The organism is Methylobacterium sp. FW306-05-D (genome assembly GCF_058782155.1).
Window position 1 is genome coordinate 81,439 of record NZ_JBYSXL010000005.1, and the last position, 16,481, is coordinate 97,919.

Sequence of the window (16,481 nt, forward strand, 5' to 3'; positions counted from 1 at the left end):
GCTCCATCCGCGCTGAGGCCAGCCGGGTGCCGGGCATTCTTTGGGAGCAGTCCCTATGGCAAAGAAGATCACGGGCTACGTGAAGCTTCAGGTTCCGGCCGGCGCCGCGAACCCGTCGCCGCCCATCGGCCCCGCGCTCGGTCAGCGCGGCCTCAACATCATGGAATTCTGCAAGGCCTTCAACGCGAAGACCTCTCAGATCGAGAAGGGCACCCCGATCCCGGTCGTCATCACGGCGTACCAGGACCGCTCCTTCACCTTCGAGATGAAGCAGCCGCCGGTCACCTTCTTCCTGAAGAAGGCCGCCGGCCTGAAGATCGGCAAGAAGCCGGCTTCCGGCTCGAAGACCCCGGGCAAGGGCCCGACCGTGGGCAAGGTGACCGAGGCGCAGCTGCGCGAGATCGCCGAGAAGAAGATGCCCGACCTGAACTGCGACTCGGTTGACGCCGCCGTCGCCATGATCCGTGGCTCCGCTCGGGCCATGGGCCTCGACGTCGTCGCTTAAGGGGAGGGCACAATGGCACACGAAGGCAAGCGCATCCGCGCCGCCCGCGAGGGCATCGACGCGCTCAAGCTCTATCCCATCGACGAGGCGATCAAGCTCGTGAAGGAGAAGGCCAGCGCCAAGTTCGACGAGACCGTCGAGATCTCGATGAACCTCGGCGTCGACCCGCGTCACGCCGACCAGATGGTCCGCGGCGTCTGCAACCTGCCCAACGGCTCCGGCCGCACGGTGCGGGTGGCGGTGTTCGCCCGCGGCGCCAAGGCCGACGAGGCCAAGGCCGCCGGCGCAGACATCGTGGGCGCCGAGGACCTCCTCGAGATCGTCCAGAGCGGCAAGATCGAGTTCGATCGCTGCATCGCGACTCCCGACCTGATGCCGCTCGTCGGCCGTCTCGGTAAGGTGCTCGGCCCGCGCGGTTTGATGCCGAACCCGAAGGTCGGTACCGTGACCATGGACGTGAAGGGTGCCGTCGCCGGTGCCAAGGGCGGCTCGGTCGAGTTCCGCGTCGAGAAGGCCGGCATCGTCCACGCCGGCATTGGCAAGGTCTCGTTCGACGCCGACAAGCTCGTCGAGAACATCAAGGCGTTCGCCGACGCGGTCTCCAAGGCCAAGCCGGCCGGTGCCAAGGGCCAGTACGTCCAGCGCGTCGCCGTGACCTCGTCGATGGGTCCGGGCGTGAAGGTCGAACCCTCGACGGTGCTGACCGCCTGATCCACGCCCCGGCGTGATCGAGAGTTGATGGAAACGCCCGGCCTCGCGGTCGGGCGTTTTCGTATGTCCGGCCCTAAGGCAGAAGACGCAGGCGTCGCCCCACGAACAGGGTCGCGGTGAGCCCGGTGAACATCGCCGCCCCGAAGACCCAGCCCGACACCGCCCCCGCCATGATGCCGGAGAGCAGCGTGCCGACGCTGCAGCCGAGCCCCGTCATCGCGCCCCAGCCGAGGAGGAGTCCGCCGAGGAGACCACGCGCGGCCTGATGGCGGGTCGGACGCGCAGGACGGAATTCCCCCGCCGCGAGGGCGGCCGCTAAGGAGGCGATCACGAGCCCGGCGACGAACAAGCCGTTCGGGGTCAGCACCGCGTCCCGGATCGCCGTGGCGCAGCCGCGAAAGCCGTCGAGGCCTTCCAGGCGCTCGGGCAGGAGGCCGAGGGTTGCCGCTGCCTGCCGGCTGCGCCCGCCGATCTCGGCGGTGACGCCGAGCGGCCCCACCCGGAGATAGGCCAGCGTCCCGATGGCGCCCACCGCGAGGCCGCCGATCCAGGTCGGCCAGCGCTCGGCGAACACCGCTCGCAGCGGATCGACCCGCCGCGGCGCCATCGTCACCGCCGGTGGCAGCCGCCGCAGGAGCGGCAGCGCCAGGGCCGCCAGTATACCGAGCGTGAGGACCATGCTGCCGGCATAGCCGAGGTACCGCGGCAACCAGAGCACCGGCGCCTCGCTGATGCTGGCGAGATAGAGCGTGTTCCAACTGGCAAACCCCAGAACGAAGCCCAGCGCCGTGCCCACGAGGGCGAAGGGCGCCGTCGGCGAGCCCTCGCCGAGCCGGTAGAGATGCGCCCCGATGCAGGAGCCCGAGATCGCCATGCCGCTTCCGAACACGGCGCCCGCCAGGGCCAGGACCGGCCCCACGGGACCGATATGCGCGTCCGGGGCGAGGCGCGGACCAGCGGGATCGGGGAGCCAAGCACCGAGAACGACGCTATAGCCCACCGTGCCCACGGCCAGAGCCGCCAGGATGCCCAGGGCCCCGCGTGGATCGCCCCGGTCGATCAGGTCGCGCCACAGGCAGAAGAAGCAGAAGCGGGCGCGCTGCAACACGAAGCCGAACGCGGTCCCGAAGGTGAGGGAGAGGGCGAGCCGACCGCTGCCGGGCTCCCCGGAGAGGTACCAGGCAGCAAGGAGCAGCCCCCCGCCGATCAGTCCTGCGAGGACGGCGCGCAGCGGAACGGGGACGCGCCCGGCCTGGGGCCGGGGCGCGCCGAGGTTTGCGAGGGGTGAGACGCTCACTGGGAGACGGGGCTTCGACGGCGCTTACTTGCCGGTCCAGACCGTCCCGGCGAGGTTCACCACGGGCACGCCCACGGTGTTGCCGTACTCTGTCCAGGACCCGTCGTAGTTGCGCACCGGGTAGCCGAGGATCCGGCTCAGGACGAACCAAGAATGGCTGGAGCGCTCGCCGATGCGGCAGGAGGTGATCACCGGCTTCGAGCCGTCGATCCCCGCCTCTGCGTAGAGCTTCTTCAAGTCCGCCACGGACTTGATGGTGCCGTCCGGGTTCACGGCCTTGGCCCAGGGGACGTTCACCGAACCGGGGATGTGGCCGGCCCGGATCGCGAGTTCCTGGATGCCGGGCGGGGCGATGACCTTGCCGGAGAACTCGTCCGGCGAGCGGATGTCGAGGATCGCCTCGTTGCGCTCCTTGCGGGCGACGGCGAGCACATCCGCGAGGCGCGCGCGCTGCGCGCCGGAGACCGGCGTGACGGGGAAGCGCGAGGCTGCCACGTCCGGGCTCCGTGTCTCCAGCGGCCGCTTGTCGGCCTCCCACTTCTTGCGTCCGCCATCGAGGAGCTTGACGTTGTCGACGAGGCCGTACTGGGCGAAGACCCAGGCTCCCCAGGCGGCGAACCAGTTGTTGTTGTCGCCGTAGAGGACCACCGTGGTGTCGCGGTCGATGCCCAGGCGCCGGACCAGGGCGGCGAACTTCTCCGGCCCGGCGATGTCGCGGCTCACGGTCTCCACGAGGTCGGTGTGCCAGACAACGTTCTGTGCGCCGGGTACGTGGCCCCGCTCGTACACGCCCGGCTCGACGCTGACCTCGACGATGCGCAGCTTCGGGTCGGCGAGGTTGGCCTCGAGCCACTCGGTGGAGACGAGGGGGCTCGACCGAGCCTGGCTCTGCTCGGCGGATTGCACCACCCGAGCCCCGAGGGTCGGCAACGCCAGGACAGCCAGGGCAACCTGGGCAGCGAGGAGGATTCTGTAGGACACGGTCACTCTCCAGCGGTGGAACGGCATCGGGGTTCGGGCCGGGCCGGCGATCACCGGCAGCACCCGTCTGGCCGTACACATGTCCGTGCCAGGCCCCGGAACTTGACCGTACGATCGTGTTGCTGAATTCGATCGAGAGCAATACCAGGTTATTTCAAAGATATATTGAGCAAGAGAACATCCTTTTCGTAGGCCTGGCAACAAAATCAGGATTTTCTCGGGCGCTCAACCGTCCGCGAGGCCGCCCGGAAACCGACCGCTTCGGATGACGCCGCGGTCGGGATGCGGAGCGGCCTTCCTTGGCGATGGCGATCCACGTGATCAACGACGGTCTGGCCGGGCGGATCGGGCGCTCCAAGCGCACGGATGCGGCGGCGCGCCAGACCCTCGCCCGCGAGACCCTGTCCGGCCTCGATGTCCAGGGCGACCCGCACGCCTATCACCTCTGGCTGACGCTTCCCGGTGCCTGGAACGCCGACCACTACGCCGCGGCGGCGGCACGCAACGGGGTGGCGGTCTCGCCCGCAAGCGCCTTCGCCATCGATTCCGCCGCGGCGCCCAACGGGGTCCGCCCGGCTCTCGGGTCCCCGCCGATTGCCCGGCTCGCGAGCGCGCTCCAGATTCTCCGGAGGCTCGCCATCGAGGGAGAGGATTCCCAGGTCGAGTGAGCCCCGGACACCCTGGCGCAGACGCCGGCTGGCGCGCCGACATCCCGGGTCCGGCCCGCCTCCGACACGGGTTTTGTTCAAAGCCTCGTGAAGGGGCAGGGCGGGCGCCGGCAGGGAGCGGGTGCGATCGACGGAAGGCCATAGAAATCAACATGGGAGGGTGACGCCTTCGCGGATGCCTGTGCTAGGTATGCTCCCATGCGATGCACCCTCTCCGTGATCTCGAAGCGACGCATCCTGTGCGTCTTTCCCGCTTATACGCCGTCCTTCGGGACCTTCTCTCACGCCTACCCCCTGATGGGCGGCGTGAAGGCCTTCATGCCGCCCCAGGGGCTGCTGCTCATCGCGGCCTACATGCCGGAGACCTGGGAGTACCGGTTCATCGACGAGAACATCGTGCGGGCGGGACCGGCGGACTTCGCCTGGGCCGACGCGGTGTTCGTGTCGGGCATGCACATCCAGGCCCCGCAGATCCGGGACATCTACGCGCGGGCGCACGCGGCCGGTAAGGTCACGGTTCTGGGCGGTCCCTCGGTCTCCGGCTCCCCCGAGCAGTATCCCGAATTCGACTACCTGCATCTCGGCGAGATCGGCGATGCCACCGACGAGTTGGTGGCGATCCTCGACCGTGACGTCTCGATCCCGGCGACGCAGGTGCGCCTGGAGACCAAGGAGCGCCTGCCCCTCTCCGATTTCCCGGCCCCGGCCTACGAGGCGGCCCCGCTCAAGCGCTACCTCATCGGCTCGCTGCAGTTCTCGTCGGGCTGCCCCTATCGCTGCGAGTTCTGCGACATCCCGCAGCTCTACGGCCGCCAGCCGCGCCTGAAGAGCCCCGAGCAGATGCTCGGCGAGCTCGATGCCATCATCGCCCAGCCGGGCCATCCAGCGGTGGTCTACTTCGTCGACGACAACTTCATCGGCAACCGCAAGGCGACGAAGGACATGCTGCCCCACCTCGTGGCGTGGCAGAAGAAGAACGCCTATCCGCTCCAGTTCGCCTGCGAGGCGACGCTGAACATGGCCAAGCAGCCCGACATCCTGGAGCTGATGCGGCAGGCCAACTTCATGACCGTCTTCGTCGGCATCGAGACGCCGGAGGAGGATGCCCTCGCCGGGATCGACAAGAAGCACAACGCCGCCGTGCCGATGTACGAGGCGATCGAGACCCTCAACAGCTACGGGTTGGAGGTGACCTCGGGCATCATCCTCGGTCTCGACACGGACACCGACCAGTCCGAGCAGAAGCTCATCGACTTCATCGACAAATCGGCCGTGCCAGTGCTGACGATGAACCTCCTGCAGGCCCTGCCGAAGACGCCGCTCTGGGACCGGCTGACCCGGGAGAACCGTCTGGTGCACGATGCGGCGCTGGAATCGAACGTCCTCTTCAAGCGCCCGCACGACGACGTCGTGGCGTCCTGGCGCCGGGCCATCGCCCATGCCTACGAGCCGGCGCAGATCTTCGAGCGCTTCCGGCACCAGGTGGAGGTGACCTATCCGAACCGGATCAAGACGCCGTTGAAGGGCAAGCTCACACGCACCAACCTGCGCCGCGGCCTCGTGCTCGGCTTCAACATCGCGGTGCGCGTCGGTCTCCTGTCCGACTACCGGCGGGTGTTCTGGCGGGCCGCCGGCCATGCCCTGAAGCGCGGCCAGATCGAAGCGGTGTTCAACATGGGCTTCGTCGCCCACCACCTCATCCGCTTCACCCGGGAAGCCCTGCGCGGCGAGCACAACGCCTCGTTCTACGCCGCCAAGGCCGACCAGAAGCGCGACGCGCGCGAGCCCTGGTGGCGGGCAGCGCGCAGGTTCCTGCCGACCTGACAACCGGACCTGACAAGTCGCATGGGCTCCGCCCCCATCGTCCCGGATCGCGGTCCGGGACGACCAACGGCGTCAAGGAAAAAGCGTCTCCTGCGACGGAATAATCGCTCGGTGGCACTTGGCAGGCTGTTTGCAAGGCTCTATAGACCCCGCTCAACGTTTTCATACATGAGAAAGGAATCGGCCGATCGGTCGCATTCCGATTGAGAGATCGCCTGGGCAACCAGGTGGTGTTGGCCGGAAGGCTTCGAGGGGCATAAAACCCCTTCTGAGCTTTGTCCGGCCATGTCCTGTCCGAGACTGCAGGCGCCGGGTCACCGGCTTAATCCCCAAGCCTGCACAGACTGGGAAGACCGAAATTCTATTGCCCTTGCCCGGTTCGCTCCTCGCGGACAGGGCCAGGCATCGGTTTGAACCATCTCACCCATGTCGTCCACCCGTTCCGGGGGGCGGTAGGGGACAGGGCCGTGAAGCGTCGCCAAGGACGTTCCGGCTTCGTGTTAAGCCGAGTTCCGTCCCGGGCGGCATGTGCAACCGGCGGACCCGTTCTCGGGTTCCGCCAACCGGAGAGAGCCCGAGTGGACAGGACAGCCAAAGCTGATCTCGTCTCGACGCTCAACGGCGTGTTCGCGAACACCGCCGTCGTCGTCGTGGCCCACTACAAGGGCCTCACGGTCGCCGACATGCAGAAGCTGCGCTCGCAGATGAAGCAGGCCGGTGCCACCGTGAAGGTCACCAAGAACCGCCTCGCCAACATCGCTCTCGATGGCACGGACGTCGCCTCCATCAAGCCCCTCCTGAAGGGCCCGACCCTGCTCGCCTATTCGAGCGACCCGGTCGCGGCCGCCAAGGTTGCGGTGGACTTCGCCAAGGCCAACGACAAGCTCGTGATCCTCGGCGGCGCCATGGGCACGACTGCCCTGAACCCGGACGGTGTGAAGGCGCTCGCCTCGCTGCCGTCCCTCGACGAACTGCGCGGCAAGATCGTGGGCCTCATCCAGGCTCCCGCGACCAAGATCGCCCAGGTCGTCAACGCACCGGCGGCCAAGCTCGCCCGCGTGTTCGGGGCCTATGCCACCAAGGACGAGGCTCAGAGCGAAGCGGCCTGAGGCCGCATCGCCCTTATCAACCCATCCGTTCAAATCGATATCTGAGGAAATACTAACATGGCTGATCTTGCCAAGCTCGTCGACGACCTGTCCTCGCTGACCGTTCTCGAGGCCGCCGACCTCGCCAAGATGCTCGAAGAGAAGTGGGGCGTCTCGGCTGCCGCCGCCGTCGCCGTGGCCGCCGGCCCGGCCGCCGGCCCGGCCGCTGCCGCCGAGGAGCAGACCGAGTTCACGGTCATGCTCACCGCGGCCGGCGACAAGAAGATCGAGGTCATCAAGGAGGTCCGCGCGATCACCGGCCTCGGCCTGAAGGAAGCCAAGGACCTCGTCGAGGGCGCTCCGAAGGCCGTCAAGGAGTCCGTCAACAAGGAAGAGGCCGAGAAGCTCAAGGCCCAGCTCGAGAAGGCTGGCGCCAAGGTCGAGCTCAAGTAAGACACGTCGGTGGGCCGGTCCGGCCCATCGTCTTCCGTCGGGTTCCTCCGGACCTGACGGCACCACCGGCCCGCGGGTTCATGCCCGTGGGCCATGGTCGCTTCAGGCGGCCCGACCGGCCCACGCAAGGGCCACGGGATTTTTAGTTCGGGAAGGCGTCGTCCGGCGGGGCGGGCCCGAAGCCTGGTTGCGGGAGGCAGACGCCTTCCCCGGGCACCCGGTACGCGGGACGTAGGAGCGAGGTCACCCATGGCCAACACGCTGGTCGGTCGCAAGCGGATTCGCAAATTCTTCGGCAAGATCAAGGAAGTCGCCGAGATGCCGAACCTCATCGAGGTTCAGAAGGCGTCCTACGACCAGTTCCTGATCATGGATGAGCCAGAAGGCGGACGGGGCGACGAAGGCCTGCAGACCGTGTTCAAGTCGGTCTTCCCGATCTCGGACTTCTCCTCGACGGCTCTCCTCGAATTCGTGAAATACACGTTCGAGCAGCCGAAATACGACGTCGACGAGTGCCGCCAGCGCGGCATCACCTTCGCGGCCCCGCTCAAGGTCACGCTCCGCCTGATCGTGTTCGACGTGGACCCGGATACCGGCGCGAAGTCCGTCAAGGACATCAAGGAGCAGGACGTCTACATGGGCGACATGCCCCTGATGACGGAGAACGGGACCTTCATCGTCAACGGCACCGAGCGCGTCATCGTCTCCCAGATGCACCGCAGCCCGGGCGTGTTCTTCGACCACGACAAGGGCAAGACCCATTCGTCGGGCAAGCTGCTGTTCGCCGCCCGCATCATTCCGTATCGCGGCTCGTGGCTCGACGTCGAGTTCGACGCCAAGGACATCGTGCACGTCCGCATCGACCGGAAGCGCAAGCTCCCCGTGACGTCGCTGCTGTTCGCCCTCGGCCTCGACGGCGAGGAGATCCTGTCGACCTTCTACAATCGCGTGGTCTATGACCGCGACGGCGCCGACTGGCGCGTTCCCTACGACGCCGAGCGCCTGAAGGGCTTCAAGGCCTCCGTCGACCTGATCGATGCGGAGTCCGGTGAAGTCGTGCTCGAGGCCGGCAAGAAGCTGAACGCCCGCAACGCCCGGCAGATCGCCGAGCGCGGCGTACAGTTCCTGAAGGCCACCGACGAGGACCTGATCGGCCAGTACATCGCCGAGGACCTGGTCAACGCCAAGACCGGCGAGATCTGGGCCGAGGCCGGCGACGAGATCTCCGACAAGCTCCTCAAGAGCCTCGAGGACGTCGGCGTGTCCGAGCTGCCCGTGCTCGACATCGACCACATCAATGTCGGTCCCTACATCCGCAACACCCTCGCGGTGGACAAGAACTCCGGCCGCGAAGGCGCGCTGTTCGACATCTACCGGGTCATGCGTCCCGGCGAGCCGCCGACCCTCGACACCGCCGAGGCGATGTTCCACTCGCTGTTCTTCGACCCCGAGCGCTACGACCTCTCGGCCGTCGGCCGCGTGAAGATGAACATGCGCCTCGACCTCGACGCCGAGGACACCGTGCGCACCCTGCGCCGCGAGGACATGCTCGCGGTCGTCAAGGCGCTGGTGGACCTGCGCGACGGCAAGGGCGAGATCGACGACATCGACCATCTCGGCAACCGCCGGGTGCGCTCGGTCGGCGAGCTGATGGAGAACCAGTATCGCCTCGGCCTGCTCCGCATGGAGCGCGCCATCAAGGAGCGGATGTCTTCCGTCGACATCGACACGGTGATGCCGCAGGACCTCATCAATGCGAAGCCGGCCGCCGCCGCCGTGCGCGAGTTCTTCGGCTCGTCGCAGCTCTCGCAGTTCATGGACCAGACCAACCCGCTCTCGGAAGTGACGCACAAGCGTCGCCTCTCGGCGCTTGGCCCGGGCGGCCTGACCCGCGAGCGCGCCGGCTTCGAGGTGCGCGACGTGCACCCGACCCATTACGGCCGCATCTGCCCGATCGAGACGCCGGAAGGCCCGAACATCGGCCTGATCAACTCGCTCGCCACCTTCGCGCGGGTGAACAAATACGGCTTCATCGAGACCCCGTTCCGGCGGGTGAAGGACGGCGTCGTCACCACTGACGTCGCCTACCTCTCGGCGATGGAGGAGGCGAAGTACTACGTCGCCCAGGCCAACGCGCAGATGGACGAGAGCTTCAAGCTGACGGAGGATCTCGTGGTCTGCCGTCGGGCCGGCGACGTCATCGTCGTGCCGCCGGATCGCGTCGACCTCATGGACGTGTCGCCGAAGCAGCTCGTCTCGGTCGCGGCCGCGCTCATCCCGTTCCTCGAGAACGACGACGCGAACCGCGCGCTGATGGGCTCGAACATGCAGCGCCAGGCGGTGCCGCTGGTCCGCGCCGACGCGCCCTTCGTCGGCACCGGCATGGAGGCCGTGGTCGCCCGCGACTCCGGTGCCGCCATCGCGGCGCGCCGCACCGGTATCGTCGATCAGGTGGACGCTACCCGTATCGTCATCCGGGCCACCGAGGAGGCCGACGCCAACAAGCCCGGCGTCGACATCTATCGCCTGCAGAAGTTCCAGCGCTCCAACCAGTCGACCTGCATCACGCAGAAGCCGCTGGTGCGCGTCGGCGAGGCCGTGAAGAAGGGCGAGATCATCGCCGACGGTCCCTCGACGGAGTTCGGCGAACTCGCCCTCGGCCGGAACGTGCTCGTCGCGTTCATGCCGTGGAACGGCTACAACTTCGAGGACTCGATCCTGCTCTCCGAGCGGATCGTGAAGGATGACGTGTTCACCTCGATCCACATCGAGGAGTTCGAGGTGATGGCCCGAGACACCAAGCTCGGACCGGAAGAGATCACCCGCGACATCCCGAACGTCTCCGAGGAGGCGCTCAAGAACCTCGACGAGGCCGGCATCGTCTACATTGGCGCCGAGGTCCACGCCGGCGACATCCTGTGCGGAAAGATCACGCCGAAGGGCGAGAGCCCGATGACGCCGGAGGAGAAGCTCCTCCGCGCCATCTTCGGCGAGAAGGCGTCCGACGTGCGCGACACCTCGCTCCGGGTTCCCCCGGGCGTGACCGGCACGATCGTCGAGGTCCGGGTGTTCAACCGCCACGGCGTCGACAAGGACGAGCGCGCCCAGGCGATCGAGCGCGAGGAGATCGAGCGCCTCGCCAAGGACCGCGACGACGAGCAGGCGATCCTGGATCGCAACACCTACGCGCGTCTCGCCACGGTGCTCATCGGCCAGGCGCCCATCGCCGGTCCGAAGGGCTTCAAGAAGGAGACTACGCTCACCCGTGAACTCCTGAGCGAGTACCCGCGTTCGCAGTGGTGGCAGTTCGCCGTCATCGACGACCGTCTCATGACCGAGATGGAAGCGATGCAGAAGCAGTACGACGAGTCGAAGAAGCGCCTTGAGCAGCGCTTCCTCGACAAGGTCGAGAAGCTGCAGCGCGGCGACGAGCTCCCGCCCGGCGTCATGAAGATGGTCAAGGTCTTCGTGGCGGTGAAGCGCAAGATCCAACCCGGCGACAAGATGGCCGGACGGCACGGCAACAAGGGCGTCGTCTCGCGGATCGTGCCGATCGAGGACATGCCGTTCCTGGAGGACGGGACGCATGCCGACATCGTGCTGAACCCGCTCGGCGTGCCCTCGCGCATGAACGTCGGTCAGATCCTCGAGACCCACCTCGGTTGGGCCGCGGCCGGGCTCGGCCGCAAGGTCAGCCAGGCGGTGGATGCCTACCTGCGCAGCCAGGACATCGAGCCGCTCCGCGACGAGATGAAGGCGATCTACTCGCCGTCCGAACTCGAAGGCCTGTCCGACGAGGAGCTGGCCGAGGCTGCCAACAACGTGCGTCGCGGCGTGCCGATGGCGACTCCGGTGTTCAACGGCGCCAAGGAAGCCGACATCGAGCAGATGCTGGAGATGGCCGGTCTCGACCGGTCGGCCCAGTCGACCCTCTATGACGGCCGCACGGGCGAGCCCTTCGACCGCAAGGTAACGATGGGCTACATCTACATGCTGAAGCTGCACCACCTCGTGGACGACAAGATCCACGCCCGGTCGATCGGCCCGTACTCCCTGGTCACCCAGCAGCCGCTGGGCGGAAAGGCGCAGTTCGGCGGTCAGCGTTTCGGCGAGATGGAGGTCTGGGCCCTCGAAGCCTACGGTGCGGCGTACACGCTGCAGGAGATGCTCACGGTCAAGTCGGACGACGTCGCCGGCCGCACCAAGGTCTACGAGGCCATCGTGCGCGGCGACGACACCTTCGAGGCCGGCATCCCCGAATCGTTCAACGTGCTCGTCAAGGAGATGCGTTCGCTCGGCCTCAACGTGGAGCTCACCTCCTCGAAGAAGCTCGCCAACGACCAGATCGAGCCGCCCGCAGAGGCGGCCGAATAACCACCGCATCACGCTCCCGCGCCGGGTTCGACCCCGGCGCGGTCGGAGCGGGGAGGGGCAGGGCCTCCCGTTCTACGGTCAGCGACGATCCGGCCGGTCGTCGCGCCGCACCCGTTTTCAGCACGCGGTCAGCCCCTCGGCGGAGGGTGCGCCTCGTCAGCAGGAGTAGATCATGAACCAAGAGGTCATGAATCTTTTCAACCAGCAGGCTCAGCCCCAGAGCTTCGACCAGATCAAGATCTCGATCTCGTCTCCGGAGAAGATCCTCTCGTGGTCTTTCGGCGAGATCAAGAAGCCCGAGACGATCAACTATCGCACGTTCAAGCCCGAGCGTGACGGCCTGTTCTGCGCACGCATCTTCGGACCGATCAAGGACTACGAGTGCTTGTGCGGCAAGTACAAGCGTATGAAGTACAAGGGCGTCATCTGTGAGAAGTGCGGCGTCGAGGTCACCCTGGCCCGCGTCCGGCGCGATCGCATGGGCCATATCGAGCTCGCCGCGCCCGTCGCCCACATCTGGTTCCTGAAGTCGCTGCCCTCGCGCATCGGCCTGCTGCTCGACATGGCCCTGAAGGACCTCGAGCGGATCCTCTACTTCGAGTCCTACTGCGTGATCGAGCCGGGCCTCACCCCCCTTAAGGAGCGTCAGCTCCTGTCGGAGGAGGAGTACCTGCGCGCCCAGGAGGAGTACGGCGAGGACAGCTTCACCGCCATGATCGGCGCCGAGGCCATCCGCCGGATCCTTCAGGAGCTCGACCTCGACGGCATCGCCGACGCCCTGCGCGAGGAGATCGCCACCACCACCTCCGAGCTGAAGCCCAAGAAGCTCCTCAAGCGCCTGAAGATCATCGAGGCCTTCCAGATGTCGGGCAACAAGCCCGAGTGGATGATCCTCACCGTGGTCCCGGTGATCCCGCCGGACCTGCGCCCGCTCGTTCCCCTGGACGGCGGCCGCTTCGCCACGTCCGACCTGAACGACCTCTACCGCCGCGTCATCAACCGCAACAACCGCCTGAAGCGGCTGATCGAGCTGCGTGCGCCGGACATCATCATCCGCAACGAGAAGCGCATGCTTCAGGAGGCGGTCGACGCGCTGTTTGACAACGGTCGCCGCGGCCGCGTGATCACGGGCGCCAACAAGCGTCCGCTGAAGTCGCTCGCCGACATGCTGAAGGGCAAGCAGGGTCGCTTCCGCCAGAACCTGCTCGGCAAGCGCGTCGATTATTCCGGTCGCTCGGTCATCGTGGTGGGTCCGGAGCTGAAGCTGCACCAGTGCGGCCTGCCCAAGAAGATGGCGCTCGAGCTGTTCAAGCCGTTCATCTACGCGCGCCTCGACGCCAAGGGCTTCTCCGCCACGGTGAAGCAGGCGAAAAAACTCGTCGAGAAGGAGAAGCCCGAGGTCTGGGATATCCTGGACGAGGTGATCCGCGAACACCCGGTGATGCTGAACCGCGCACCGACCCTGCACCGCCTCGGCATCCAGGCCTTCGAGCCCAAGCTGATCGAGGGCAAGGCGATCCAGCTGCACCCGCTGGTCTGCACCGCCTTCAACGCGGATTTCGACGGCGACCAAATGGCCGTGCACGTCCCCCTGAGCCTCGAGGCTCAGTTGGAGGCGCGCGTCCTGATGATGTCGACCAACAACATCCTGCACCCGGCGAACGGTCACCCGATCATCGTGCCGTCGCAGGACATCGTGCTCGGTCTCTACTACCTGTCGATCGTGGCCGAGGGGGCGATCGGCGCCTTCGACCCGACCAACAAGCAGAACCCGATGCAGGGCGTCTTCGGCAACATCGGTGAGCTCGAGCACGCCCTGGCGGCCAAGACCGTCAAGCTGCACACGAAGATCCGCTGGCGCTGGAACGGCATCGGCCCGGACGGCGAGCCGCTGACCAAGACCTATGACACCACGCCGGGCCGGGTGATCCTGTCCACGGCCCTGCCGCAGCACGCCAAGGTGCCCTTCGACGTCGTCAACAAGCTGATGACCAAGAAGGAGATCTCCGCGATGATCGACACCGTCTACCGTCACTGCGGTCAGAAGGAGTCGGTGATCTTCTGTGATCGGATCATGGCGCTGGGCTTCAACCACGCGTTCAAGGCCGGCATCTCGTTCGGCAAGGACGACATGGTCGTGCCGGCGAACAAGTGGTCGATCGTCGGGTCGACCCGCGACCTGGTCAAGGAGTTCGAGCAGCAGTTCAACGACGGCCTGATCACCCAGGGTGAGAAGTACAACAAGGTCGTCGATGCCTGGGGCAAGTGCTCGGCCCGCCTCGCCGACGAGATGATGGCCGCGATCTCCGCGGTCCAGAAGGACGAGAACGGGACCGACAAGCAGGTCAACTCGGTCTACATGATGGCGAATTCCGGCGCCCGCGGCTCCCGCGAGCAGATGCGCCAGCTCGCCGCCATGCGCGGCCTGATGAGCAAGCCCTCGGGCGAGATCATCGAGACGCCGATCATCTCGAACTTCAAGGAAGGCCTCGACGTGCTCGAGTACTTCAACTCCACCCACGGCGCCCGCAAGGGCCTCGCGGACACGGCGTTGAAGACCGCGAACTCGGGCTACCTGACCCGTCGTCTCGTCGACGTGGCCCAGGACGCCGTGATCCGCGAAGTCGATTGCGGCACTACCAACGGCATCCGCATGCGCGCCATCGTGGATGCGGGCCAGGTCGTGGCCCCGCTCGCCATCCGCATCCTCGGCCGGGCGACCGCCGAGGACCTGGTGGCCCTCGACGGCACGGTGATCGTCAAGACCAACGAGACCATCGAGGAGAAGCACCTGCCGGCCATCCAGGCCGCCGGGATCCAGGAGGTCAAGATCCGCTCGGTGCTCGTCTGCGCCACCAAGAGCGGCGTCTGCGCCACCTGCTACGGGCGCGATCTCGCCCGCGGCACGCCCGTCAACATGGGTGAGGCCGTCGGCGTCATCGCGGCGCAGTCGATCGGCGAGCCGGGCACACAGCTCACCATGCGCACCTTCCACATCGGCGGCGCCGCCCAGATCTCCGACTCGTCCTTCATCGAGTCGAGCTTCGAGGGCACGATCAAGATCCGGAACCGCGCCCTGGCGCGGAACTCGGATGGCGATCTCATCGCCACCGGCCGCAACGTCTCCATCGTCATCGTCGGGTCCGACGGCACCGAGCGCGCGAACCACCGCCTGCAATACGGCGCGAAGCTGCGCGTGGACGAGGGCGACACCGTCAAGCGCGGCCAGCGCATCGCCGAATGGGACCCCTACACCCGTCCGATCATCACCGAGACGGACGGCGTAGTGGCCTACGAGGATCTCATCGACGGTCAGTCGATCACCGAGACCACCGACGAGTCGACCGGCATCGCCAAGCGCGTCGTCATCGACTGGCGCGGAACCGCCCGCACCGCCGACCTCAAGCCGGCGATGCTGGTGCTCGATGCCGACGGCAAGCCGATGAAGCTGCCGCGTGGTTCGGACGCCCGCTACTTCCTGCCCGTCGATGCCATCATCGGCTACGACCCGGGTGCGAAGGTGAAGGCCGGCGACATCCTCGCCCGCGTCTCCGCCGACTCGGCCAAGACGCGCGACATCACCGGCGGTCTGCCGCGGGTGGCGGAGCTGTTCGAGGCCCGTCGTCCGAAGGACGCGGCCATCATCGCGGAGAAGTCGGGCACGATCCAGTTCGGGCGCGACTACAAGAACAAGCGTCGCCTGACGCTGACGCCGCATGACGGGTCCGAGGCGGTCGAGTACCTGATCCCGAAGGGCAAGCACATCCACCTTCAGGACGGGGACGTGGTCGAGCTCGGCGATTACATCGTCGACGGCAACCCGGCACCGCACGACATCCTGGCGATCAAGGGCGTGGAGGAACTCGCGGCTTACCTCGTCAACGAGATCCAGGAGGTCTACCGGCTTCAGGGCGTGTCGATCAACGACAAGCACATCGAGGTCATCGTCCGGCAGATGCTGCAGAAGGTCGAGATCACCGATGGCGGCGATTCCGACATCCTGACCGGCGACCAGATCGACCGGACGGAGCTGGCGGAGGTCAACGAGAAGCTGCTTGCCGAAGGCAAGAAGCCGGTCATCGGCGTGCCGGTCCTCCTCGGCATCACCAAGGCGAGCCTGCAGACGAAGTCGTTCATCTCGGCGGCCTCGTTCCAGGAAACCACCCGCGTGCTCACCGAGGCGGCCGTCAACGGCAAGATCGACTACCTTGAGGGTCTCAAGGAGAACGTCATCGTCGGGTCTCTCATCCCCGCCGGTACGGGCTCCATGGCTGCCGAGATCCGCGCCGTGGCGCGGCGTCGCGACAACCTCATCCTCCAGCAGAAGGCCGCCGAGAGCGGGGCCCAGCCCCTCTCCGAGCTGCCGCCCGCCGCGGAATAGGCCCGACGGAGCATCGCGTTGAGGGAAAGGGGCTGCCCACCGGGCGGCCCCTTTTTCGCGCGGTCGCGAGAACCGGATTTGCGGCGCCTCCGAGCCCCGCAACTTCATGAACTTGTAACGGAATGGGTTGACGCGGGGCGAATCCGCCTCTATCAGGCCCTCATTGAACGGATGGCCGTAGGCAGCAATCGATCGTGAG

10 protein-coding genes are annotated in these 16,481 nt (G+C 66.8%); 8 read left to right on the forward strand and 2 right to left on the reverse strand.

Translation table 11 applies throughout. The features are described from left to right. The first annotated feature begins 55 nt into the window (after window positions 1-55). Together rplK and rplA are read left to right on the forward strand one after the other, a co-directional pair. Window positions 56-505 carry a 50S ribosomal protein L11 gene (rplK, locus tag AC3WLN_RS03805; protein ID WP_018044245.1) on the forward strand — a complete coding sequence of 150 codons (450 nt, stop codon included), beginning with the start codon at window positions 56-58 and terminating at the stop codon, window positions 503-505. Between the two features lie 12 nt (window positions 506-517). Then, window positions 518-1,216 carry a 50S ribosomal protein L1 gene (rplA, locus tag AC3WLN_RS03810; RefSeq protein WP_463780018.1) on the forward strand — a complete coding sequence of 233 codons (699 nt, stop codon included), beginning with the start codon at window positions 518-520 and terminating at the stop codon, window positions 1,214-1,216. A gap of 73 nt (window positions 1,217-1,289) precedes the next feature. Here the strand turns inward: rplA and AC3WLN_RS03815 are convergent, their stop codons facing one another. Together AC3WLN_RS03815 and AC3WLN_RS03820 are read right to left on the reverse strand one after the other, a co-directional pair. After that, on the reverse strand, window positions 1,290-2,513 hold the full coding sequence (locus tag AC3WLN_RS03815; protein ID WP_492479653.1) for a YeeE/YedE family protein: 1,224 nt from the start codon (window positions 2,511-2,513) through the stop codon (window positions 1,290-1,292). Window positions 2,514-2,537: 24 nt separating this feature from the next. Then, window positions 2,538-3,494 (reverse strand): sulfurtransferase, encoded by a 957-nt coding sequence (locus tag AC3WLN_RS03820; RefSeq protein ID WP_492479655.1) that lies wholly within the window; start codon window positions 3,492-3,494, stop codon window positions 2,538-2,540. A 299-nt stretch (window positions 3,495-3,793) separates the two neighbouring features. On the opposite strand from AC3WLN_RS03820, the gene AC3WLN_RS03825 reads away from it, so the two are divergent. From AC3WLN_RS03825 to rpoC, 6 genes are all read left to right on the forward strand, one after another. Continuing rightward, complete coding sequence (locus AC3WLN_RS03825) at window positions 3,794-4,162, forward strand: hypothetical protein (protein ID WP_492479657.1); 369 nt, start codon at window positions 3,794-3,796, stop codon at window positions 4,160-4,162. A 198-nt stretch (window positions 4,163-4,360) separates the two neighbouring features. Then, window positions 4,361-5,986: a B12-binding domain-containing radical SAM protein gene (locus AC3WLN_RS03830; RefSeq protein WP_492479659.1), complete on the forward strand. Its 1,626-nt coding sequence runs from the start codon at window positions 4,361-4,363 to the stop codon at window positions 5,984-5,986. 578 nt (window positions 5,987-6,564) lie between these two features. Beyond that, entirely contained in the window at window positions 6,565-7,095 is a 531-nt protein-coding gene (rplJ, locus tag AC3WLN_RS03835) for a 50S ribosomal protein L10 (RefSeq protein ID WP_243912332.1), read from the forward strand. 57 nt (window positions 7,096-7,152) lie between these two features. Then, window positions 7,153-7,527: a 50S ribosomal protein L7/L12 gene (gene rplL / locus AC3WLN_RS03840; RefSeq protein WP_056183502.1), complete on the forward strand. Its 375-nt coding sequence runs from the start codon at window positions 7,153-7,155 to the stop codon at window positions 7,525-7,527. 249 nt (window positions 7,528-7,776) lie between these two features. Then, the gene (gene rpoB, locus AC3WLN_RS03845) at window positions 7,777-11,901 is read left to right on the forward strand and encodes a DNA-directed RNA polymerase subunit beta (RefSeq protein WP_492479662.1); all 4,125 of its coding nucleotides are present in this window, start codon (window positions 7,777-7,779) and stop codon (window positions 11,899-11,901) included. Between the two features lie 172 nt (window positions 11,902-12,073). Continuing rightward, the gene (gene rpoC, locus AC3WLN_RS03850) at window positions 12,074-16,282 is read left to right on the forward strand and encodes a DNA-directed RNA polymerase subunit beta' (RefSeq protein WP_492479664.1); all 4,209 of its coding nucleotides are present in this window, start codon (window positions 12,074-12,076) and stop codon (window positions 16,280-16,282) included. Window positions 16,283-16,481 lie beyond the last annotated feature (199 nt).